The sequence below is a fragment of the Mucilaginibacter sp. SMC90 genome (genome assembly GCF_022811725.1).
GTDB lineage: Bacteria > Bacteroidota > Bacteroidia > Sphingobacteriales > Sphingobacteriaceae > Mucilaginibacter.
Window position 1 is genome coordinate 5,389,798 of the sequence record NZ_CP094527.1, and the last position, 21,276, is coordinate 5,411,073.

General features: G+C 43.2%; 11 protein-coding genes. 8 read left to right on the plus strand and 3 right to left on the minus strand.

The features are described from left to right. Nucleotides 1-51: 51 nt before the first annotated feature. The 3 genes from MTO98_RS22525 to MTO98_RS22535 form a co-directional block, all read right to left on the minus strand. Nucleotides 52-1,674 (minus strand): RagB/SusD family nutrient uptake outer membrane protein, encoded by a 1,623-nt coding sequence (locus MTO98_RS22525; protein ID WP_243481232.1) that lies wholly within the window; start codon nucleotides 1,672-1,674, stop codon nucleotides 52-54. 16 nt (nucleotides 1,675-1,690) lie between these two features. Continuing rightward, on the minus strand, nucleotides 1,691-4,708 hold the full coding sequence (locus MTO98_RS22530; protein WP_243481233.1) for a TonB-dependent receptor: 3,018 nt from the start codon (nucleotides 4,706-4,708) through the stop codon (nucleotides 1,691-1,693). Nucleotides 4,709-5,084: 376 nt separating this feature from the next. Further along, the gene (locus tag MTO98_RS22535; RefSeq protein WP_243481234.1) at nucleotides 5,085-9,104 is read right to left on the minus strand and encodes a two-component regulator propeller domain-containing protein; all 4,020 of its coding nucleotides are present in this window, start codon (nucleotides 9,102-9,104) and stop codon (nucleotides 5,085-5,087) included. A gap of 378 nt (nucleotides 9,105-9,482) precedes the next feature. Here MTO98_RS22535 and MTO98_RS22540 point away from each other — a divergent pair, with 378 nt between their 5' ends. The 8 genes from MTO98_RS22540 (at nucleotide 9,483) to MTO98_RS22575 (ending at nucleotide 21,229) form a co-directional block, all read left to right on the plus strand. Further along, entirely contained in the window at nucleotides 9,483-11,375 is a 1,893-nt protein-coding gene (locus MTO98_RS22540) for a 7TM diverse intracellular signaling domain-containing protein (protein ID WP_243481235.1), read from the plus strand. A gap of 946 nt (nucleotides 11,376-12,321) precedes the next feature. Beyond that, nucleotides 12,322-15,489, plus strand: a complete 3,168-nt coding sequence (locus tag MTO98_RS22545; RefSeq protein WP_243481236.1) for a SusC/RagA family TonB-linked outer membrane protein — start codon at nucleotides 12,322-12,324, stop codon at nucleotides 15,487-15,489. Nucleotides 15,490-15,506: 17 nt separating this feature from the next. Next, the gene (locus MTO98_RS22550) at nucleotides 15,507-17,381 is read left to right on the plus strand and encodes a RagB/SusD family nutrient uptake outer membrane protein (protein ID WP_243481237.1); all 1,875 of its coding nucleotides are present in this window, start codon (nucleotides 15,507-15,509) and stop codon (nucleotides 17,379-17,381) included. Between the two features lie 162 nt (nucleotides 17,382-17,543). Beyond that, nucleotides 17,544-18,659, plus strand: coding sequence for an SPFH domain-containing protein (locus MTO98_RS22555; protein ID WP_243481238.1), 1,116 nt, complete (start codon nucleotides 17,544-17,546; stop codon nucleotides 18,657-18,659). 32 nt (nucleotides 18,660-18,691) lie between these two features. Then, on the plus strand, nucleotides 18,692-19,822 hold the full coding sequence (locus MTO98_RS22560) for a hypothetical protein (RefSeq protein WP_243481239.1): 1,131 nt from the start codon (nucleotides 18,692-18,694) through the stop codon (nucleotides 19,820-19,822). A gap of 204 nt (nucleotides 19,823-20,026) precedes the next feature. Beyond that, nucleotides 20,027-20,476, plus strand: coding sequence for an SRPBCC domain-containing protein (locus tag MTO98_RS22565; RefSeq protein WP_243481240.1), 450 nt, complete (start codon nucleotides 20,027-20,029; stop codon nucleotides 20,474-20,476). Then, nucleotides 20,457-20,783, plus strand: a complete 327-nt coding sequence (locus MTO98_RS22570) for a helix-turn-helix transcriptional regulator (protein ID WP_243481241.1) — start codon at nucleotides 20,457-20,459, stop codon at nucleotides 20,781-20,783. Before MTO98_RS22565 ends, MTO98_RS22570 begins: the two co-directional genes overlap by 20 nt. After that, the gene (locus tag MTO98_RS22575; protein WP_243481242.1) at nucleotides 20,780-21,229 is read left to right on the plus strand and encodes an SRPBCC domain-containing protein; all 450 of its coding nucleotides are present in this window, start codon (nucleotides 20,780-20,782) and stop codon (nucleotides 21,227-21,229) included. Before MTO98_RS22570 ends, MTO98_RS22575 begins: the two co-directional genes overlap by 4 nt. The last annotated feature ends 47 nt before the right edge of the window (nucleotides 21,230-21,276 follow it).

The window sequence follows — 21,276 nt, forward strand, 5'->3', positions numbered from 1 at the left end:
AGTAAAAGTAAGGGCAATAAATATTGCCCTTACTTTTTATTTGTGTTTTAATTAATAACCTGGATTTTGCTCTAACACTGCATCCTTGTTCAACTGTATTTCAGATAGCGGGATAGGCAGTAACAGATTTTTTGCCGAGATACCCGTTGTGGGGTGAACGGCATCATTACTGTTTAACCTTGTAGCCCTGTCAACCAGCGTGCCTGTACGCATCAGCGTTTGCCGACGGTTTTCCTCGCCTACCAGTTCCCTGGCGCGCTCATCAAGCACAAAATCAAGCGTTATTTGTGCAGCTGTTACCTGTGGTGCATTGGCCCTTGTTCTTAAAACATTAATGGAAGCTGCTGCCTCAGCAGTTTTACCCTGTTTAAACTGTGCTTCGGCAAGGAGCAGATAGGTTTCACCAAGGCGCATCATAATAAAATCCTTGATCATAGCGTAACCAAATGTATCGTTGGGATCAAAAGCCCCCCATTTAGTTGTACTTGGACAAATCCTGAAAGCGGTATCTGCGCCTGCAAAAGGCACTTTTTTACCCAGTAATGCAGGGAAGGCCGGATCATTATAATAGTACTGTCTTTTAATACTGTTTTCTGAATTACGAAGATCACCCTGCGGATACAGGCCGTAAAGCACCCAGTTGCTCAATCTCAACCTGGCAATACCACGACCGCCCAGCGAGTCGCACGGTAACATGCCCGGGATAGCATAATAAGCCGCACCCCACACCCGGCGTTGCTGGGCGTTATCTACGTTGCCGCCAACTACTACCGATGGGTTTTCCTGCTCAAGTACCCAGATAGCTTCTGTATTTCCCTGCGCGCGGCGCTCGTTACCATACACAAACATGTCTGAATAGTAATCGCCTGCACCGGCTGCCCTTACACCATAGCGGGCTTTGATCAGGCTAAATTTGCCGCTGTTAATAACAGCCTGGGCCTGTTGCTCGGCAAGGTCGTTTTTACCCATACGCAGGTAAGCTTCGGCCAATAACTGCATGGCCATATATTTATTGGCCCTGCCCACAGGCTTACCCTGGGAGTTGGTTTTAGAGGTACCTGCAGTCAGATCAGACAGGTTAGTACTTGCATAGTTAAGGTCGCTTAAAATAAGCGCATTTAAATCATCAAGCGATGCGCGGGTAAAATTCGTTTTTGGAACAGTTAAAGCATGATCGGTAAGCGGAACCCGCCCAAATAACGTAACCAGGTTATTGTAGGCATAAGCCCTGAAAAACTTAGCCTCGGCCTCAACCTGCTTTTTACCTACTGGCCCTAATAATGTATTTGATGGGTTTTCGGCATTATCAATTATAATATTAGCGTTATTGATAAGGGCGTAGTATTTGCCCCAGATATAATTGGCGGCAGCATCCTGTGATGTTAATACACTATAATTGTAGTAAGGCACCTCAATACCTTCTTGCTGTATTGTAGCATTCGCCACATCGGTACCTACCTGCCAAACACTTGGCCAGCCCTGCCGGCTTGAATAGGTTAGGATACCGGTTTCAAGATTGTATAAACCTATTGCTGATGCCTCCATACCCAACGAATCGGTAACAGTAAGGGGGGTATATGACGAATATGGCTTTTCGTCGAGATATGATTTTTTGCAAGATGCAAACGCTGTTAACACCCCTGCAAAGAGTAATATTGCTGAATAATTTTTCATGTCTTTTACGGGTTCTTTATTTTAAAGAAATATTAGCACCTAAAATGATTGTACGGGTTTGAGGATAATTATTTGTCCAGTCGCCCGATCCTCTGGTTGAGTAACTGGCCTCAGGGTCCCATCCTATCCAGTTGGTAAAAGTTTTCAGGTTACGGCCGCTCAAATAAAAGGTTAAACCGCTTATGCCTGCTTTATCAAGCAGTCTTTGAGGAACTACGTAGCTAAAGGTCACATCTTTAATGCGGGTATAGCTGGCATTACGCGGATAACCATAACCACGTGTATTGGTATAAGTTAATGACTGAAATTCGTTACTGTTGTTGGTTGGCGTCCAGTAACCAACCTCTGCAGGTGTATTTCTTCTGCCCGATTCGTCGGCATAATTTAAATCGGCATTGTTTTTTAGCATGCCCTGTGCCGTTTGAACAAAAATGCTCAGGTTAAAATTCTTATAATGAAAAGTATTGGTTAAACCACCGGTCCATTTAGGATCTTGCTGGCCCAATACAACCCTGTCACCATCGGCAGTAATTTTACCATCGCCGTTGATATCGGCAAATTTCAAATCGCCGGGCTTAGCAACCGGATCCTGTTTAGAAGGATCTTCGCCCGTTTGCCAAACACCTGTCATTTTGTAATCATATATCACATTGATGGGTTTGCCGATAAACCATTTGTTACCGATATCATCTTTGCCATCGCCATAAAGTGCAACAATTTTATTTTTGTTTGATGCAAACACGATAGTACTTTCCCATCTAAAATCCCTGCCGTCGATATTGCGGGTATTTAAGGTTACCTCAATACCTTTATTAGCCACTTTACCAATGTTATCAACTACCACATTATAACCGGTTATCAATGGTAACGCGCGGTTAAGCAACAACCCGGTTGTTCTTGAATCATAATACTCAACGGTACCGTTAATGCGGCTTTTCAACACAGAAAAATCTGCTGCGATATTGGCCTGGTTAGTACTTTCCCAATGCAGGTTACCATTACCAAGGTTACTGGCCTGTATACCTACCGAACTTACCCCATTAAACGGAAACCTTACGGTACCATCAGAGGTGATGGTTCTGTATACACTAACAGCTTCGTTACCGGTTTTACCGTATGATGCCCTAAGCTTTAAGTTGTTGATCAACTTTGAGTTTTTTAGAAAATCTTCATTAGATGCATTCCAGCCGAGTGCTGCTACAGGGAACCAGCCATATTTTGATGTATTAGCACCAAACACAGATGATCCATCGCGCCGTACAGTGATAGTTGCTAAATAACGGCTGTCATACGAGTAATTTAACCGCGCCATTTGCGAATTAAGCGCATACCTGTCTGAATAGGTACCCGAAAATGAATTATTTACCGTTGCACCTGATACCGTTGCACCAATACCAACCTGGTTAAATGACAGCTCATCATTGATATAACCTGTACCGGCTATACCCGAGGTGAAGTATTTACGCTGCTGGGCACTGTACAATCCGGTAAAATCAATCCGGTGCTTGCCAAAATCGCGGGTGTAAAGCAAAAGGTTATCAAGCGTGTAGCTATTAGTTTCTGAACTTAATGCAGCGGCCGAGCCTAAAGGCGTATTTGCCAAACGACCGCTGTAACTGTCAACGCGGGTAGGTAAATATGTGTAGCCGGCATTCAGGCGATATTTTAAACCTTTAAGCACACCACCAAACTTCACTTCGGCATAACCGTTGCCACTGATGTTTACGCTTCGGTTTATCTGATCGGTAGTTAAGCCGAGCAGTGGGTTGGTGTATAATTGCTCCGGTGCCATTGGGTAAATAGTGTAAGTACCATCGGCATTGTACACGTTACCATAAGGGCTCATGGCTGTGGCATTAAGTAAGTTTGCCCTGCCGCCGTCATAGTTGTTATTAGCAAAATACAAATTGGCACCTACGCTCAGGAAACTGGTTACGTTTACATCTAAGTTTGAACGTACGCTTGCACGGTTATATTGGTAGCCTTTTATTACACCTTTTTGTTTCAGGTAATCACCTGATAAAAAGTATTTAACATCTGGTGAGCCACCTGTTACACTCAGGTTATGATCTTGCATAAAACCTTGCTGGGTAACTTCCTTCACCCAATCAATGGTGCGCCCTGCCGCGTAATTTGCCCTTTCAGTGTTATTATATACCGGCTCCGGAAATTGCTGGGTAAGGTGATTTTGCGACTCGTAATCAAGAAACTTTTGTGTAAACGAAGCCGGGTCGCGCGGTTCAAGAATATGACTAAGGTTTTCATAACCCGCGTAACCATTGTAGCGGATAACCGGCTTACCGGTAGTACCACGTTTTGTAGTGATCAGGATAACACCCTGCGAACCGTTAGCACCATAAATAGCCACGGCCGATGCATCCTTCAGGATCTCCATAGATGCTATATCGTTTGGATTAATATCATTAAGTGAACCGCCGCTTTTGGTGAGCGGTATTCCATCAACCACCACAAAAGGGCCCGAAGCAGCGGAGATTGAATTTTGCCCCCTTACAGTAACAGATGGCTGGCGGCCTGGTATAGAAGACGAAGTTGTTACAGTAACACCCGCAACTGCTCCTTCAACGGCCTGCAGCACATTGGTAACAGGTAATTGCGATAAGCGGGTTTTAGGTACCGTTGTAACAGAACCTGTAACATCCGATCTTTTCTGAGTACCGTAACCTACTACCACTACTTCATTAAGCTGCTTGTTGTTATCTTCAAGTACTATGTTTAATGTGGCGGTGTTTTTAGTAACTACTATGGTTTTGGGAACCATGCTTACAAACGAGATCCTTAATGTTGAGCCTTCGGCTACTTCAATTTTAAAAGCACCGTTAGTATCAGTTGTAGTTGCCTGGGTGGTACCCTGAATGTTTACAGTTGCCCCCGGCAGTACACTACCTGTGGCATCTTTTACAACGCCTTTTACATTGATTTTTGTTTGTGCGCTGGCCACCTGCGTAATGCCTGTCAGCATTATCATCAAAAGCCATACGGAAAAACTGTTTAAGAGAGTAAATCTATATTTCATAATTTAATTGGGTTTATTGGGTTCATTTGATTTAGGAATTCGGGTAATAAGCCGAGCTTATCCCGGGCGGTTTAACACCACAACAGGAGTTATCCAATTGTGCATTTTTGAAATTCTCATAGCATTTGTTTTCGTTTATAATTTGCCGGCAATAAAAAACAGGTGCTGATCATTGCCTGTCGGTTGAAACGAAATAAGCGGAATTTGGCATTACGAGAGAGGGGTAAAACTATAAATTGCCGGGGTCAAAATATACAAAAACACGCCTGTTTGATAGTTTTTGTAGAATACGCGAGAAAATAAGTGTCAAATTCACTCTTATTTTTTTTCAAACATACTTTTCCCATAATGATTCATCTGCCAGATGAAGGCAGGATTATTTAGAAGAGTTTTTTTCAAACTCGTTCATCCGGTACGAAATTTGAAAACTGGCGCGGTGTTTTTTGATAAAATCAGAAGGGTTGCTGCCGTATTGCTTAAAGAATTGCTCGCGAAAATATTTCACATCGCTGAAGCCAACCTGAAACGCGGCCTCGTTAACATTACAATTGGTTTGGATCAATAATTCGGCAGCTTTACGCAGGCGCACAAACCGGATAAAATTATTGACCGATTGCCCCGTGATACTTTTAAGCCGCTTAAATAACGTAGCATAGCTTATGCCTATCTCTTTTGCCAGCACATCTACATCAAACTGATCATCAGTAAAACGGTGCTCAATCACCGAAATACAATTATTCAGAAAATCTTTGTTTTGCTGAGATATACTCCGACCGCTACTTCTTTTGGTTACCTCTTTATAAAAATAGTTTTGAAGTTCGGTTTTATTGCGCAGCACACTTTTTACGCGTGCAATAAGCAATTCTTTATCAAAAGGCTTCCGTAAAAAATCAATAGCGCCTTCTTCCATACTTTTCAGCATGATATCGGGCGTTGTATCACCTGTTAAAAGAATAACAGGGATGTGGTTAATGGCCTGATCTTCCTTTACAATCCGGCACAGATCAAGCCCGCTGATACCATCCATTACAATATCGCTTATAATTACATCAGGGATGTGCTTTTTAATAAGTTCAAGGCCCGTTGCTCCATTTTGAGCCTCAATTACATTGTACCCGGGGGTAAAAATCTTTTTGATATATGCACGGATCTGATCATTGTCATCAATTACGATAAGGGTATGCCTGGCCGAACTAAATAATTCTGATGCTATCAAACCTTCTTCTTCGGGGATGACATCTTTGTTGTTGTCATCAATAAGCTCATTTACGTAGGTATAATCCGGCACAAGGTCTTCAGTTATGATATCGCCGGAAAAATGGGCCTTCCCCTTTGGCAAAGCAAGCACAAATGTGGTACCACCATCCGGATTGTTAAAGTAACTGATGTTGCCTTTATGACTTTCAATAAAAACCTTAACCAGGTATAAGCCAATACCAAAACCCTTGCGGAAATAGTTTTTATCCTTGCCCTGGTAAAATTTATCGAATAGCCTGTCCCCGGCCTCTGCATTTATGCCTACGCCATTATCAATCACCCTAAAATACACGTGAACATCGTCCTGCTCAATTATAATACGGATAGAACCATGGTCGGGAGTAAATTTTACAGCGTTCGAAATAAGGTTAAACAGCGCTATTTCTATCTTTTCCAGATCACAGTATACCTCAATGTTTTCAGCCCCGCGCTCAAGAGTATAAGTAAGGTGCTTAATTTTAGCCTGCTGAATAAAGCATGAATAAACCTCGTTACACAGGCTCACAAAGTTTAGTTTGCTCACTTTCAGCTGCGCGTTTTCACTTTCCGTTTTTCTGAAAAGGAGTAAATGATCAACCAAACCAAGCAGGCGGCGCGCATTGCGGTAAATTGTGCTCAGCTCTTCAGTATTACCTTTACTTTGATTAAGGAGGTCTTTTATCGGGTTAATAATAAGCGTTAACGGCGTCCTGAACTCGTGCGACACATTGGTAAAGAAAGTCAGTTTCTTTTCATTAAGTTCCTTTTCCTTTTCAACCTGCAGGTTGGCCAGCTTTACTTTAAACCTGAGGCGGGCCTGATTTAACCTGTACCTGTAAAATGCGTAACCTATAGCTATTATTAATGACAGATACACCAAAAAGGCCCACCATGTGCGGTACCAGGGAGGTAAAACAATTATCTTAATAGCAATAGGCGCAGCTGTCCACTGTCCTTCTGTATTTGTAGCCCTTATCTTAAGGATATAAGTACCCTCGTTAAGGCGGGAAAAATAAGCCGACTTTAGTTTACCCACGTAATTCCAGTCATGATCCCAGCCTTCGAGATAGTAAGCGTAAGATATTTTTTCAGGAAAAGAGTATTCAAGTGCCGTATAGCTAACGTTTAGTGTAGCCTGGCTAAACGGGATGGTCACTTTTTTTAATTCATTTAACGGCTGCCCCTGCTCATACGCACTGTCGAGCTCAATTGATACGTTGTTTATTTTAAAATCAGAGAGCATGAGCCTGGGCTGGTGTGCATATGGGGCAATGCTATCGGGCGAGAAAAGGTTAAACCCTTTTATACCGCCGAAAAGCATTTTACCGGATGCCAGTTTCAGCGCCGCATTATAATTAAACTGGTTGCTTTGCAATCCGTCGGATGCATTGTAATTGGTGATCTTTTTTGTTGTTACGTTAAAATTAGAAAGACCGTTATAAGTACTGCACCATAAATTGCCTTTGTTATCCACCAATATGTTCAGGATAGTATTGCTGGGTAATCCTGCCGATTCGGTGTATCTTTTATATTGATGGCTGTTGATATCATATTGCAGTAAGCCCCCGCCTTCGGTACCAACCCAAAAATTGTGTTTATTATCTTCGGTAATGGCCCTGATAGCTTGCCCAATAAAATAAACCTGGTGTTTTTTATGCTGAACATCAATTTTAACGAGACTGGTATAATTTCCGGCCCATAAATTACCAGCATGATCCTCAAAAAGCGCATGGATATTTACAAGGCTGTTATCAAAAAGTTCAAACTGATCTTTAGCGCGATTGTATAAAAACAAAGCGCCACCCCAGGTACTCCCGGCCCACAACCGGTGACTGGAATCTTCGTACAGTTTCCAAAAATTCCGTTCCTCTTTTTTATCTACCGGGTTATAGCAGTTATAATGTTTAAACTGCCCGGTTGCATTATCAAATGCATCAATGCCCCCGTTAAAGGTTGCTACCCATATTTTGCTGGTATAATCGTTTAAAATACTTACAACAAAATTGCTGCTTATGGTTCCCGGAGTATTTTGATGTGTATAAGCTTTAAATGTATTGGTGTGGGTGTTCCAGTAATTTAATCCGCCGCCATCGGTACCAACCCAAACATTGTGTTGCTTATCTTCACAAAACGACAGGATAAAATTATTGATGACGCTATTTTTATTAAAGGCATCATGTGCAAATAAATGAAATGATGCCGGCTTGCGGTCAATAATGTTTACTCCGCCCCTTAAGGTAGCTACCCAAATGCGGGATTCATCGTCCTCATAAACAGCGTCGACCGCACCGCTGCGTAAACTATTGGGCGTTTCGCCGGCAGTGATATAAGTAATGTTGTTAGTAGCAGGATTCCAAACCTTAATGCCCCCGCCATTTGTGGTAACCCAGATATCGCCGTTTTTTGTGGTAGCCAGGTTAAAAATGCTATTACCTGATAAATTATTAATTCCTATATCAAGCTTCGTTGTTTTCAGGGTGATGGGATCATACATAAACAATTCGTTGCCCAGGCCGGCAATTACCTTCCCTTTTCCATCAATAGTTATACAACCAGCATTTGCCAGTTCGGGCGCTACTATTTTTATCTTGTCGGTAGCCGCATCGTACCTGCCAAGTCCGGCTCCGCTAACCAGCACCCAAACCGTACCCCGGCTATCCATCCGGGTGGCAAGCGTGTTAAACCGCGGTTTACTAACATCATAAAATATCTCTTTGCCAATAGTATCAGTTTTACCAAATTTCAGGAATCCGTATGTACCGTTAGTAGCGAAGATATTCCCTGCCCGGTCGGCAACTATTTCGTTGATGTTAAACTTAATTTTAACCGTCTGATGTTTTTCATTGTAACAATAAAGTGCGTGAAAGCGGGAATCAGCATAATCAAAATACATCAGTCCTTTTTCAGTCCCTACATATATTCTTCCGCCGCAGGCGTTGATGGATTTGATGTGATTATTGACAAGAGAATTTTTATCATCCCAGATGTTCCGGAAAACTTTAAAAGCGTAGCCGTCATAACGGTTAAGCCCGTCATAAGTCCCCATCCATATAAAGCCATATTTATCCTGCGTTATGCAGGTTACAGCATTATTTGAAAGGCCATCTTCAATACCTAAATATTTAACCGGAAACTCAGGGCCTTTTGCAAAGGTTGCCAAACACAAGCACAAAAAAGAAATAAGCAAAAAGGCCTTTAATCGCTGAAACATTAGCCGTATAATCAATAACTGGTTGCTTTCAAAGGTATCAAAATGTAACAGGCTTTCATTCGCAAATTTTATCTTGTTTTTGTGCGGCGGCTATAACTACGTAGCAAAAGCCAATTAAAAGCACGAAGAAATAACGCAGCCATTAACGACATATAATTAACAATTAATTATATTTGGGAGATTATAAACCGGTTCTTAATAAACATTTGTTGTACGCACCCATCACCCAAAAAGTGGACACGCAATTATCATTCATAATTAAATGATTGCATAACTACGGCGGGTGATGCTATTTATTAAAAACATTTGATTAAACATTTACCTGCATTGACTAAGTATTTATTTGTTTTTTATTTGTGCCTGTGGGGCCTCACTTCACGTGCGCAAAATGTACTCAGGATTGATAAAAATATTCAGCAACACAAGTTTACCCTCAACGAGGTAAAATACCTGCAGGATAGTACCGGGCAGCTCACATTTCAGGATATACAGAAAATGAGTTCGGCCTTTACCGAAAACAGCTCATATTATCCCAGTAATCATCATAAAAACTCTACATACTGGTTCCAGGTGCGGATGTATTTCAGCGAGCCGCTAAACAACAACAGCATCATTGAGCTATTTGATCAAACCACCGACGAGGTAACGGCTTACATGCCCAACACAGCGGGTGATTACATCAAAAGTGAATCGGGTGCTAATCTTGACTTTAGCAGCAGGCTTTTTCATCATAAAAACTTTGAATTTTTAATTGGCGATACCCAACCCGGCTATCATACCTATTATTTCAAGATAAAATCACACAATGCGGTTAACGTTATTATAGTTTATCGTACCATTAATTACTTCATCCATTATGCACTTAATGAGTATTTAACTTACGGCCTGTTTTATGGCATGATCCTTATTTTTTGTTTCCATAACCTGCTCATGTTCCTGGCGGTTAAAAAGAAACAATACCTGTACTACGTATTTTACATATTAAGTGTGGGCCTTTATGAAATGAGTGCCGATGGCATTGCATTTCAGTATTTATGGCCGGGAACCCCGGGCTTAAACCACTACGGAAACGGCATTTCCCTATATTTTATAAGCATTTGCGCACTGGTATTCAGCAAGGAGCTACTACAGGTTAAAGACAAAGCTGCGCAATTTAACAGGGCGATCAATTATGTGATATTGCTGCGCACTGTTTACTTTTTATATTGCCTTATCTTCAACAAATCGTTGTTTGTATACAAGTTTGTTGAGGTAATTCCGTTGTCGCTGGCCTTTGCTACCGGTCTTTATATTTATAAAAATGGCTATAAAGCAGCCCGTTTCTTTGTTTTGGCTTATTCGGTGCTGTTTGTAGGTTTTATAGTTAAAGCGCTTACCGCCCTTGGCTATACCTATTTTTTACCGGCTCCAATAAGTTACTACAGCCTCAGTTTTTGCTTTATTATTGAGATGGTACTATTATCCTTTGCCATTGGCGACCAGGTAAGGGTTTTACGAAAAGAAAAGGATGCGGCCCATGAGGAAACCATACGACAGATGCAGCTGAACAGTCAGCTACAGGATTCGATCAATGAAGAGCTGGAACGGCAGGTGCGGGTTCGCACGCGTGAATTGGTCGAAAAATCGAACGAGGTAAGGCAACAAAGCCAGATCATCGAAAACCAAAACACGGAGCTATTGAAGGCCAACCTGCAATTGGAAAAACAAGCCGGCGAAATATTAAGGATGAATGTTTTACTTGAAAAAGACAACGTTCAGCTAAAAACTAATATTGAAAAAGTTACCGAATCGCGCGCGTTATCTACCGAGCTGGGCTATGAGGAATTCAGTGCCAAATACCCCGACCAGGAAACCTGCTTTAAATTCCTGTCGGCTTTAAAATGGAAGGATGGCTTTATTTGCACCCGGTGTTCAAATACAACCCATTGTGCCGGACGACTGCCTCACAGCCGTCGGTGTACCAAATGCAGTTATGAAGAATCGGCACTGCATAATACCATATTTCAAAATAGCCGAATTCCCATCAACAAGGCATTTTATCTTACATATCTGATTTACAGCACCAACGGTACTATCTCATCGCACCAGCTTTCCGAAAAGCTCGATATCAGGCAAAGCACCTGCTGGACCTATGCCATCCGCATAAAAAAGGTACTGCAGGAAAAGAAAAAATCGCGCAAGAAGAATGATCAGCAGGGCTGGACAGTGCTGGTGATGTGATTATTGTGCATTACAAAGACTTTCAACAGACACATTTGGCGTGTTTCGACACTAATATTTATGTCCCCTCAGGGTTTTTCATGGATTTAGGTTAACCCACGAAATTGTTTTTTTGTGTAATCAGCAAAGCGACTTGTTTTGCCCCTCTGGGGCAAAGGATATTACCATAATTTTACACGCTACAAACCTTTTATACCTCTGGTGCACCTGTCCTTAAGCATATCTCAATTAATACATGTTTATCAAACTATAAAAATCCCCCAGAGGGGGAAAAGGTTTGTAGAAAAAAACATCCATCCCTTACCCGAGCCCCAGAGGGGCTCAACTCACGCTTTTTACCCAATTTGACTATCGATTTTGTAGGTTAACTTAAATCGGCAAGAGACCCTGAGCTGACAGCTCCCTTTGCATTATCAATAATTTCATTGACTAATTCCCTTGTAAGGAACGTATTGGCTTTTCAGTAGCGATTTCCATCCTTTAACAAGACAGTCGCTCCCCCATTTCTATCCCCAAAACCTTATTTCTGTTGCAACAGGGCTGGTTTTATCCTCCTCACAATCCCCTCAATTGTCATTTTTCAAATTATTTTCACTTTTTTTTCTTGTTCATAAAGCGTATCAGCTGCAAAAATCAACAGGGTGTAACCTGCTGTAAATACGCCACTTCAACGTTTGAGTTTCTCGTTATCAAAACGTATCAAAATTGATTTAAATATCTTAAAATCAATAACTTACAAATCTTCACCTATTGTTTTTTTAGTTTATTCCACGTTAACTTTACCCCACCAATTACCAATTAGTAATACGCTTAACCAACAAATCGCTTAATGATGAAGTAAAGATCGCGCCGCAGCACTTACCTGTACCGCTATTGTGTAAACCAGGTTTGCCAATAGCCCTTTCCGGCAGCCACGGCTGCTTAACCAACTAAACAGCAATTAATTATGAAGAAAAAAATTACGCTAATTTTTGTTTTACTTATCACAATACTAACGAGGTCCTTTGCGCAGGATATTACGGTAAAAGGTATTGTTAAAGACAGCCAGGGTCTGCCAATACCTGGTGCCACTGTAAAAAATAAATCAACAAATGCCGTAACCGTTACGGATATTAAAGGCAGCTATTCAATTACCGCAAATAGTAATGCTACCCTGGTATTCAGCTTTGTAGGCTCAGCCACGCAGGAGCAACAAGTTAAAGGCCGTACTACAATTGATGTAACACTGGCCGATGCCAATAAACAACTGGAAGAAGTTGTTGTAATAGGCTACGGTACACGTGCAGTAAAAGATGTTACGGGTGCCATTAGCAGTATTAAAGCCGAAAAGTTGGAGAACGAACACCCTGCAAGCGCTACTGATATTATCAGGGGTAATATCCCCGGTATTTCGGTTGCCCTGAACACCTCAGCTAAAGGCGGCGGTACAGGCGATTTGCAGATCAGGGGCAAAGCCTCTCTTTCGGGCAACGTTCAGCCTGTTATCGTGTTAGACGGTGTTATTTATCCCGGTCAGTTAGCTGATATCAACCCTAACGATATTGACCGTGTTGACGTACTCCGCGACCCAAGCGCGCTTGCAGTATACGGTGCGCAATCAGCAGGTGGTGTAGTGGCCATCACTACCAAAAAAGGCAAAAAAGGCGGCACACAGATCACCTTAAATGCCAACTTTGGTATCGCTCAATTATTACAAAATCAAAAATATTACACAGGCGACGGCTTTCTTAACTGGCGTGCCGACGGAGCCCGCAGTTCCAATACTTCAAACCCCTATTATTACTACAGCAACCCCAGCAATTTGCCGGATGGCGTTACGCTTGCCCAGTTTCTTAACGGAGCTACAGGCGATCCTGCCACCATCTGGCTGCAGCGTTTAGGATTATTCCCTAACGAAATTGCTAACTACCAGGCCGGTAAAATGACCGACTGGTCGAAACTGATATTCCGTAATGGTTTCCGCCAGGATTATACCGGCAGCTTTTCAGGAAGTTCAGAAACTGTTAAATACTACGTATCAGGCAACTATACTAAAAACCAGAACCTGATACAGGGCGGCCAGTATACCGACGGGCGTTTCCGCGTAAACCTGGAGGGCAAAGCAGCTAAATTTTTAACATTGGGCGTAAATGCGCAGTTTGCAAGCCGCGATGAAGGTGCAGCCAGCACATCGCTAAGCGGTCAGGCTATTGACAATACAGAAGCCGACTGGACCCAGATCATTAATTCATCTCCTTACGGCGACATGTACAACGCCGACGGCTCATTGCGCCGTATCGATACCGACGACAGTGGTTTAAATCAGCGTAACCCTTTCCTGGGTAATCGCTATAATCAAAACGTGGCTATTCAAAACACTTTGTTCTCAGTGCTTTTTGCACGACTGGATCTTCCGTTCGGCATTAAGTATACTGTGAATTATGCGCCAACTATCGAATCGTACAGAAACGCCTTTTTCCGTCCGGTAGCCAACCCTAATGAGCTTTCGGGTGGTACCGCTATCCGCACACAGGAAAACCGTTACAGGTACAACCTTGATAATATATTGAGCTGGAACAAAAGCTTCGGTATCCACAGCTTTGACGCTACCTTCCTGCTTAACAAAGAAAAATACTCAACATGGTATACCAATGCATCAAATACGCAATTAACCCCAACCGACATTTTGGGTTACCACAACATTGGTGCAGGTACTTTGCCTGTTGAAAGCAGTGACGACCGCATTTATAACGCCGACGCTATCATGGGCCGTATCAATTATACCCTTTTAGGTCGCTATACTTTAACTGCAACTGTACGCCGGGACGGCTTTTCGGCCTTTGGTTTACAGCACCCCCGCCAGGTATACCCATCTGCTGCTGTGGCATGGACGTTTACCGACGAAAGCTTCATGAAAGGCGACGCATTTAAATGGCTTGACTATGGTAAATTACGTTTCAGCTATGGTGCCAACGGTAACCGTACTTCAACAACCACTGCCGATCCATCAATTTCATTAGCTGTTTTAGGCGGTATTAAATATCCAACTGCAAACAATTCGGGCACCGTTACCAATAACAGCGGTATTTATGTAAGCACTTTACAAAATGCCCAGTTAAAATGGGAACGTACTGTGGGCCCGAACATCGGTCTTGATTTCACCATATTGCACAACAGGCTCAGCGGTTCGATAGATGTTTACGACCGTAAAACTACCGACCTGCTGGTAAAACGCAGTATTCTTGACGTTCAGGGCTATAATTCATCTGGCGATCTGGTTGGTGGTGCTAACAATTCCAACCCGTATACCAACATAGGCCAGGTTAACAATAAAGGCTTTGAAATTTCATTGGATGGCAAGATCCTGAAAAGTGAAAACTTTAACTGGAATGCCAGTGGTACTTTCTTCCTTAACCGCAATAAGATCGTTCACCTGTACGGCGCATTCCCGGTTACTGATGCCAATGGCGTTACCACCAATGTCGAAAAAGATGATATAGGTAACGGCTGGTTTATTGGTCATGATATCAACGCCGTTTGGGACTACAAAATTCAGGGCGTATGGAAAACTACCGAAGCCGACGAGGCTGCCAAATACGGAGCCAAGCCCGGCGACTTTAAACTACAGGATGTAAATGGCGACTTTAAGTTCACTAACGATGATAAGCAATTTCTGGGTTCGCAAAACCCAAGCTTCAGCTGGTCGTTACGTAACGATTTCAATTTCCTCAAACACTTTGATTTATCGTTCCTGCTGGTATCAAGCATTGGCCAGTTAAGGCAATATAACCAGGCTTTGAATAATCCGGGCAGCGTAGGCTTTGCACGTATGAACTCATATGTGTTACCTTACTGGACACCCGATAACCAGATTGATGATTACGCCCGCTTAAACTCAGGTTCATCAGGCACTACTATCAACGTTTGGCGCAAAGCTTCGTTTGTAAGGTTACAAACCGCTTCTATCGGCTATACTTTCAGCCCGCAACTAATCAAACGTGTAGGCATATCAAGCGCCAAAATTTTCGTGAACGCAAGCAATGCCGCTGTGTTTTCAAGCTGGCCGCTTTGGGACCCCCAAAATGGCGGCCCTACTCCAAGATATTTATCAGCCGGGTTTAACGTAGTTTTTTAAAGAAGGGATTTTAATACATGAATAAGATAAACAAAAACATCATGGCTGCGGCTTTAACAGCGGCAACTATATTTATAACCGGAGGATGTACCAAGCGGGCTGACCTATATCCGCAGGCACCTTCAAAATTTACACCCGACGTAACTTACACCTCGCCCGCTGCATTTAAAGCTGCTTTGGCAACGCTAAACGTAAGCGTTAGGTTTGAATACTTCGGCGATTCGGCACCATTGCTTACCGAATCAATTTTTACAGATGCCGCCGTTGAGGGCACTACGGATAAAACGACACCAGCGCAAGACCTTAACGCGCGTATCACCCCTACCGCCAACCTAAACAGCGACGACTATAATAAAATAGGCCGCTACTGGAGCGCGTGGTACCAGGGCATCCACGACTGTAACGTTATTTTATCGAGGATAGATAACATCAAGTGGCCGTCAGATGCAGATAAAAACCTGGTGAAGGCTACGGCATTATTTCACCGGGCTTACCGTTACTATCGTTTGGTACATGAGTTTGGCGATGTGCCCCTGCTGCTTAAAGAAGAAACCGCTGTAAATACAGGTTACTTTAGTACGCAACGTATTGTTATCCTCAAGCAAATGAAAACCGACCTGGAGTTTGCGGTAGCTAACCTTACCGATGCAAACGCCAAAGGCGACATTTCAAAAGGTGGTGCTGCCCACCTTTTAGCCAAGGTTGATCTTGCGCTTGGTTTATTTGACGATGCTATAGCAGCATGTAACGTTGCTATTAACGGCCCATACCACCTCATGACCAATCGCTTTGGTATCGTAGCAGGCGATGCTTCAAAAAACATCATCTGGGACCTTCACCGTCCTGAAAACAAAGCGTTAGGAACCAATGCCGAAGCTTTGTATGTAGTACTTGACCGCGAAACACTTGACGGTGCTACACCAAACGGATCGCAGGTGATGAGAAACTGCGTACCGATGTGGCATAATGGTACTATCCTTACTCCCGGCGCGCTTAAACCGGGTATTTCAGATAAGGTTACCGAAGAGTTTCCGCTTACGCTTTGGTATGGTCGTGGCATCGGCCGTTTACGCGGCACCCCATATGCCACCAAATACATCTGGACAGATAATACCGATTTGAGGCACGCTCCCGGAAACTGGATGAACATGACCGATTTGGTTTACAACAGTCCGGCTATTAAAACATCTGATCCTGCGTGGTATGGTAAGCACCTTGAACAATATACTGATGCTAACGTAAACCAGCGTTTCCTGAATGGGGCCAAAGATACCATCCGCGCATGGTTTGGCTGGCCGCACTACAAGGTATTCATTGGTTCGGGCCCTATTGCGCTTGATAAATGGTGGAGCCCGCCGCGCGGTACCAATACCGACTGGTATGTATTCCGTTTAGCCGAAACCTATTTGCTGCGAGCCGAAGCCTATGTATGGAAAGGTCAAACCGGCCTTGCTATGGATGACATCAACAAAGTAAGGGCACGCGCTAATGCACAATTATTAACCGATGCAGGCAGTGTGAACATAGGCACCATTCTTGACGAACGCCAAAGGGAACTGTACTGGGAAGAGCCCCGTAAAACCGAGCTTACCCGTATTGCTTACATCTTTGCACAAACAGGGATTCCTGCATACAACGGAAAAAGCTACAACGTGGCCAATTTTTCAACAAACAACTTTTTTTATGACAGGATCATGGAGAAGAACGATTTTTACAAAAACCCTAACGTTGTAACCAACTCGGGTAATCACTTCACCATTTCGCCATACCACGTGTTATGGCCTATCCCGCAAAGCGAGATCGACCTGAATGTAAATGGGCATATTAACCAAAGCAAAGGTTATTCTGGTTCTGAAACCAATATACCTGCACTTGATAAGATAGTACCATAATTTAGTTGAATTTGTAACATTTGAGCCGGGCATTAGTCAATTGATTAGTGCCCGTTTTTTGTTTTATGCAAAATTGAAAGGATAAAATAATTAACCGGAACCACATTTAACTATCTGTTTTTTTTACATATTTAATCATTATTTAAAACCTTATATCAAAATATGGGCCTGTTCAATATCCTTCGTAATGAATTTATAGATGTAATAGAGTGGGTTGATACCACACAAAATACACTTGTATGGAAATTTCCACGCCATGATAATGCCATTAAAATGGGAGCTAAACTCATTGTACGCGAATCGCAGGCAGCAGTTTTCATGAACGAGGGGCGCATTGCCGACGTGTATGCTCCCGGTACCTATGAGCTTCAAACTCAAAACATGCCACTGCTAACAACTTTAATGAGCTGGAAATACGGCTTTGAAAGCCCGTTTAAGGTTGATGTGTTTTTTGTGAGCCTGCGCCAGTTCACCAATCAAAAATGGGGTACCAAAAATCCGGTCATGATCCGCGACGCCGAGTTTGGCCCTGTGAGGCTGAGGGCATTCGGCTCGTTCAATTTTAAGGTTCAGGAGCCAAAAAAATTCATTGCCGAAATATCCGCTACCAACCCCGACTTTGTTATTGAAGATATCAATGAACAGTTGCGCAACACCGTTGTATCCCGAGGGATGGATGCCGTAGCCGAATCAAAAATTAACGTGCTTGACCTGGCGGCCAACTACAATGAAATGGGGAAATTCATAACTGAATCTATCCAGCCCGATTTTGCCGAACTTGGCCTGAACCTTACCAAATTACTGGTTGAAAACATCTCCCTTCCACCCGAAGTTGAGCAGGTGCTTGACAAACGCAGCGAAATGGGCATACTGGGCAACCTGGGTGCTTATGCGCAATTCCAGGCGGCCAATGCCATTGAAAAATCTGCCGAAAACACTATCGGAGGGAATTTAGGGGCAGCAGGTATGGGCCTGGGTGTTGGCGCCGCTATGATGGGGCAGGTTGGCAATATCTTTCAGCAAAACCAGGTTACACCTAATAATACTGGTGCTGATACACCGCCGCCGCCACCCGCTGCCGGCGTTCAATACCATATTGTAAAAGACGGAAAATCTGACGGGCCACACTCAATCAACGATATCAATGCCATGGTTAGCAGCGGAGCATTAAGCAGGGAGAGCATGATCTGGAAAAAAGGTATGGCTGCATGGGCCGCTGCCTCATCAGTTGAAGAAGTAGCTGAACTGTTCAATAACGTTCCGCCACCGATAGCCTGACCTGTAACTATTCCTAAATCTATATTTCTGAAATGAACAACCCGGTTAATCCATCGGCCATAAACAATTCATTAAACTGTTCGGGCTGCGGAGCGCTACTGCACTTTAATCCCGGCACTCATAATTTACTGTGTGATTATTGCGGAGTAAGCAATGTTATTGAAAGCGCCCCCGATAGTCGCGACATTTCACCTTATGATTATGAGGAGTTTGTTGCCGGTATCGATAACACCAAGCAAAGCGCCGATCTGAAGGTAGTAAATTGCAAAAACTGTGGCTCACAAACTATTCTCGATCAGTTTGTAACCTCTGATAAATGCCCGTTCTGTACGGCTCCCTTAGTGTTGGATCTGGAAAGCGGTCAGCAATATGTACCGCCCCATTATATTTTGCCCTTTGCCGTCACCCAGCAGCAGGGTGTTGAGTTTTTCAAAAAATGGCTTAAAAGCTTGTGGTGGGCTCCAAATGATCTGGCTAAAAAAGTAAGCGATAGTTCATCAGCGTTAAAAGGTGTTTATCTGCCTCACTGGACCTACGACACTTACACTGTAACCGATTACAGCGGCGAGCGCGGAGACTACTATTACACTACCGAAACCTATACTGAAACGGTAGACGGTAAAACACAAACCAGGACCAGGGAAGTACGCCACACCAGTTGGTCGTATGCGTCGGGAACGGTAGAATGTTATTTCCGCGACCTGATGGTACCCGCCAGTAACTCGCTGCCCGAGAAAACACTTAATAAACTTGGCCCCTGGAATTTTGATATGCTGGTTAAGTTTGATGAACGATACATGAGCGGTTTCCGTTCCGAAACCTATCAGTTAGATCCTGAACAGGGCTTTGTTAAAGCAGCAGAACAAACCGTTGGAGAAATAAATTCGGCCATAAGAGATGATATTGGTGGCGATGAGCAAAGGATAGACAGCACAGATACCCAATACCTTGACAAAGCGATCAAGTACCTGATGCTCCCTGTTTGGGTAAGTGCCTATAACTACAACAACAAGATATATCAGTTTACAGTGAACGCAAGCACTGGTGAGGTTATTGGCCAGCGCCCGGTAAGTGTTATTAAAATAATCCTTGCTGTACTATTGATAATTGCATTGGTAATAGCAGGAGTAATCCTGTATCAAAATGCCCACCCTAACGCGTAACAGCGGTAATGCTATTTATAGATATTAAATAAAAAGGCAAAGCGCTGAGAACACGATCTCAGCGCTTTGCCTTTTATAAAACGCTTCCGAAGGGCTAAACAAATACTTTATATAACATCCCGCCGTCCGGTTAAAAAAAATGAAAATAAATTTGCGTAACTCACAAGTTACATATAAATTTGAGTAACCTTAAAGTTACCTATTATGGCAAAAATCATTCAACACCAATTATTTTATCCTCACCCACCAGAGGTGGTTTGGGAGTATTTAACCGATCAGGAACTCGTATCTCAATGGTTGATGCCCGGTGATCTGAAACCTATACCGGGCCACGAATTCCAGCTGAAGGCCAAACCCATGCCTGAAATGGATTTCGACGGGATTTTTTATTGTAAGATCCTGGAGGTTATCCCATTTAAAAAGCTTTCCTATTCATGGAAGTTCGGACCGGGCAACGGCGAATTGAGCGACTCGACAGTGAACTGGCTGCTAACAGAGAAAGATAATGGTACCGAGCTGCTGCTGGAACACCGCGATTTTACGGGCCCGGAAAACTTGTTGATGTTTGCTTCAATGAAAGAAGGCTGGTTGGTACTTATCAATAAAATGCTGCAGGTTATAAACGCAGGAAAACATGGAACAAAACAGGCTTGACGTATTCCAGGTGATTGCCGACCCAAGCAGGAGGCAGATCCTGCACCTGCTTTCAAAAGACAGCCGGACAATTAATTCGCTCGCCGAAAATTTCGATATGAGCAGGCCGGCCGTTTCCAAGCATATTAAAGTGCTTTACAACGCAGGCTTCATCGCTATACAGGATATTGGCCGGGAAAGGCATTGTATATTAAAACAGGACGGCTTTAAAGAGTTAAAAGCATGGTTAGCCTACTATGATAAGTTCTGGGGCGACAAGCTGGACAAACTGGGGGCCTTAATGAACGATAAAGTAAATAAAAAATGAAAGATCAGGATTTAACTATCACCATTTCAGTAAATCAAACGCCGAAAGAGGCCTTTGATGCCATCAACAATGTTCGTGGATGGTGGTCGGAAGAAGTTAAGGGCGGCACAGAAAAACTAAACGATGAGTTTACTTATAAAGCCCGCCACCTTCACCGCTGTACCATGAAACTAACGGAAGTTATCCCCTACCAAAAAGTGGTTTGGCTTGTACTGGATAACTATTTCAGTTTTACCCAGGATCAAACCGAATGGCAAAACACCAAAATTGTATTTGAAATTTCTGAAAAAGATGGCAAAACGCAGGTACGTTTTACGCACCAGGGCCTGGTTCCGCAGCATGAATGTTATGAAGTTTGTTCAAACGCGTGGACAGGTTACATCACCGGCAGTTTATACAACCTAATAACAACGGGCAAGGGAGAGCCTAATCCCAAAGAAAGTTAGCTATTCGTTTTTACCCAGGATCTTGTGCGGCAGCCGGACTATGCTTC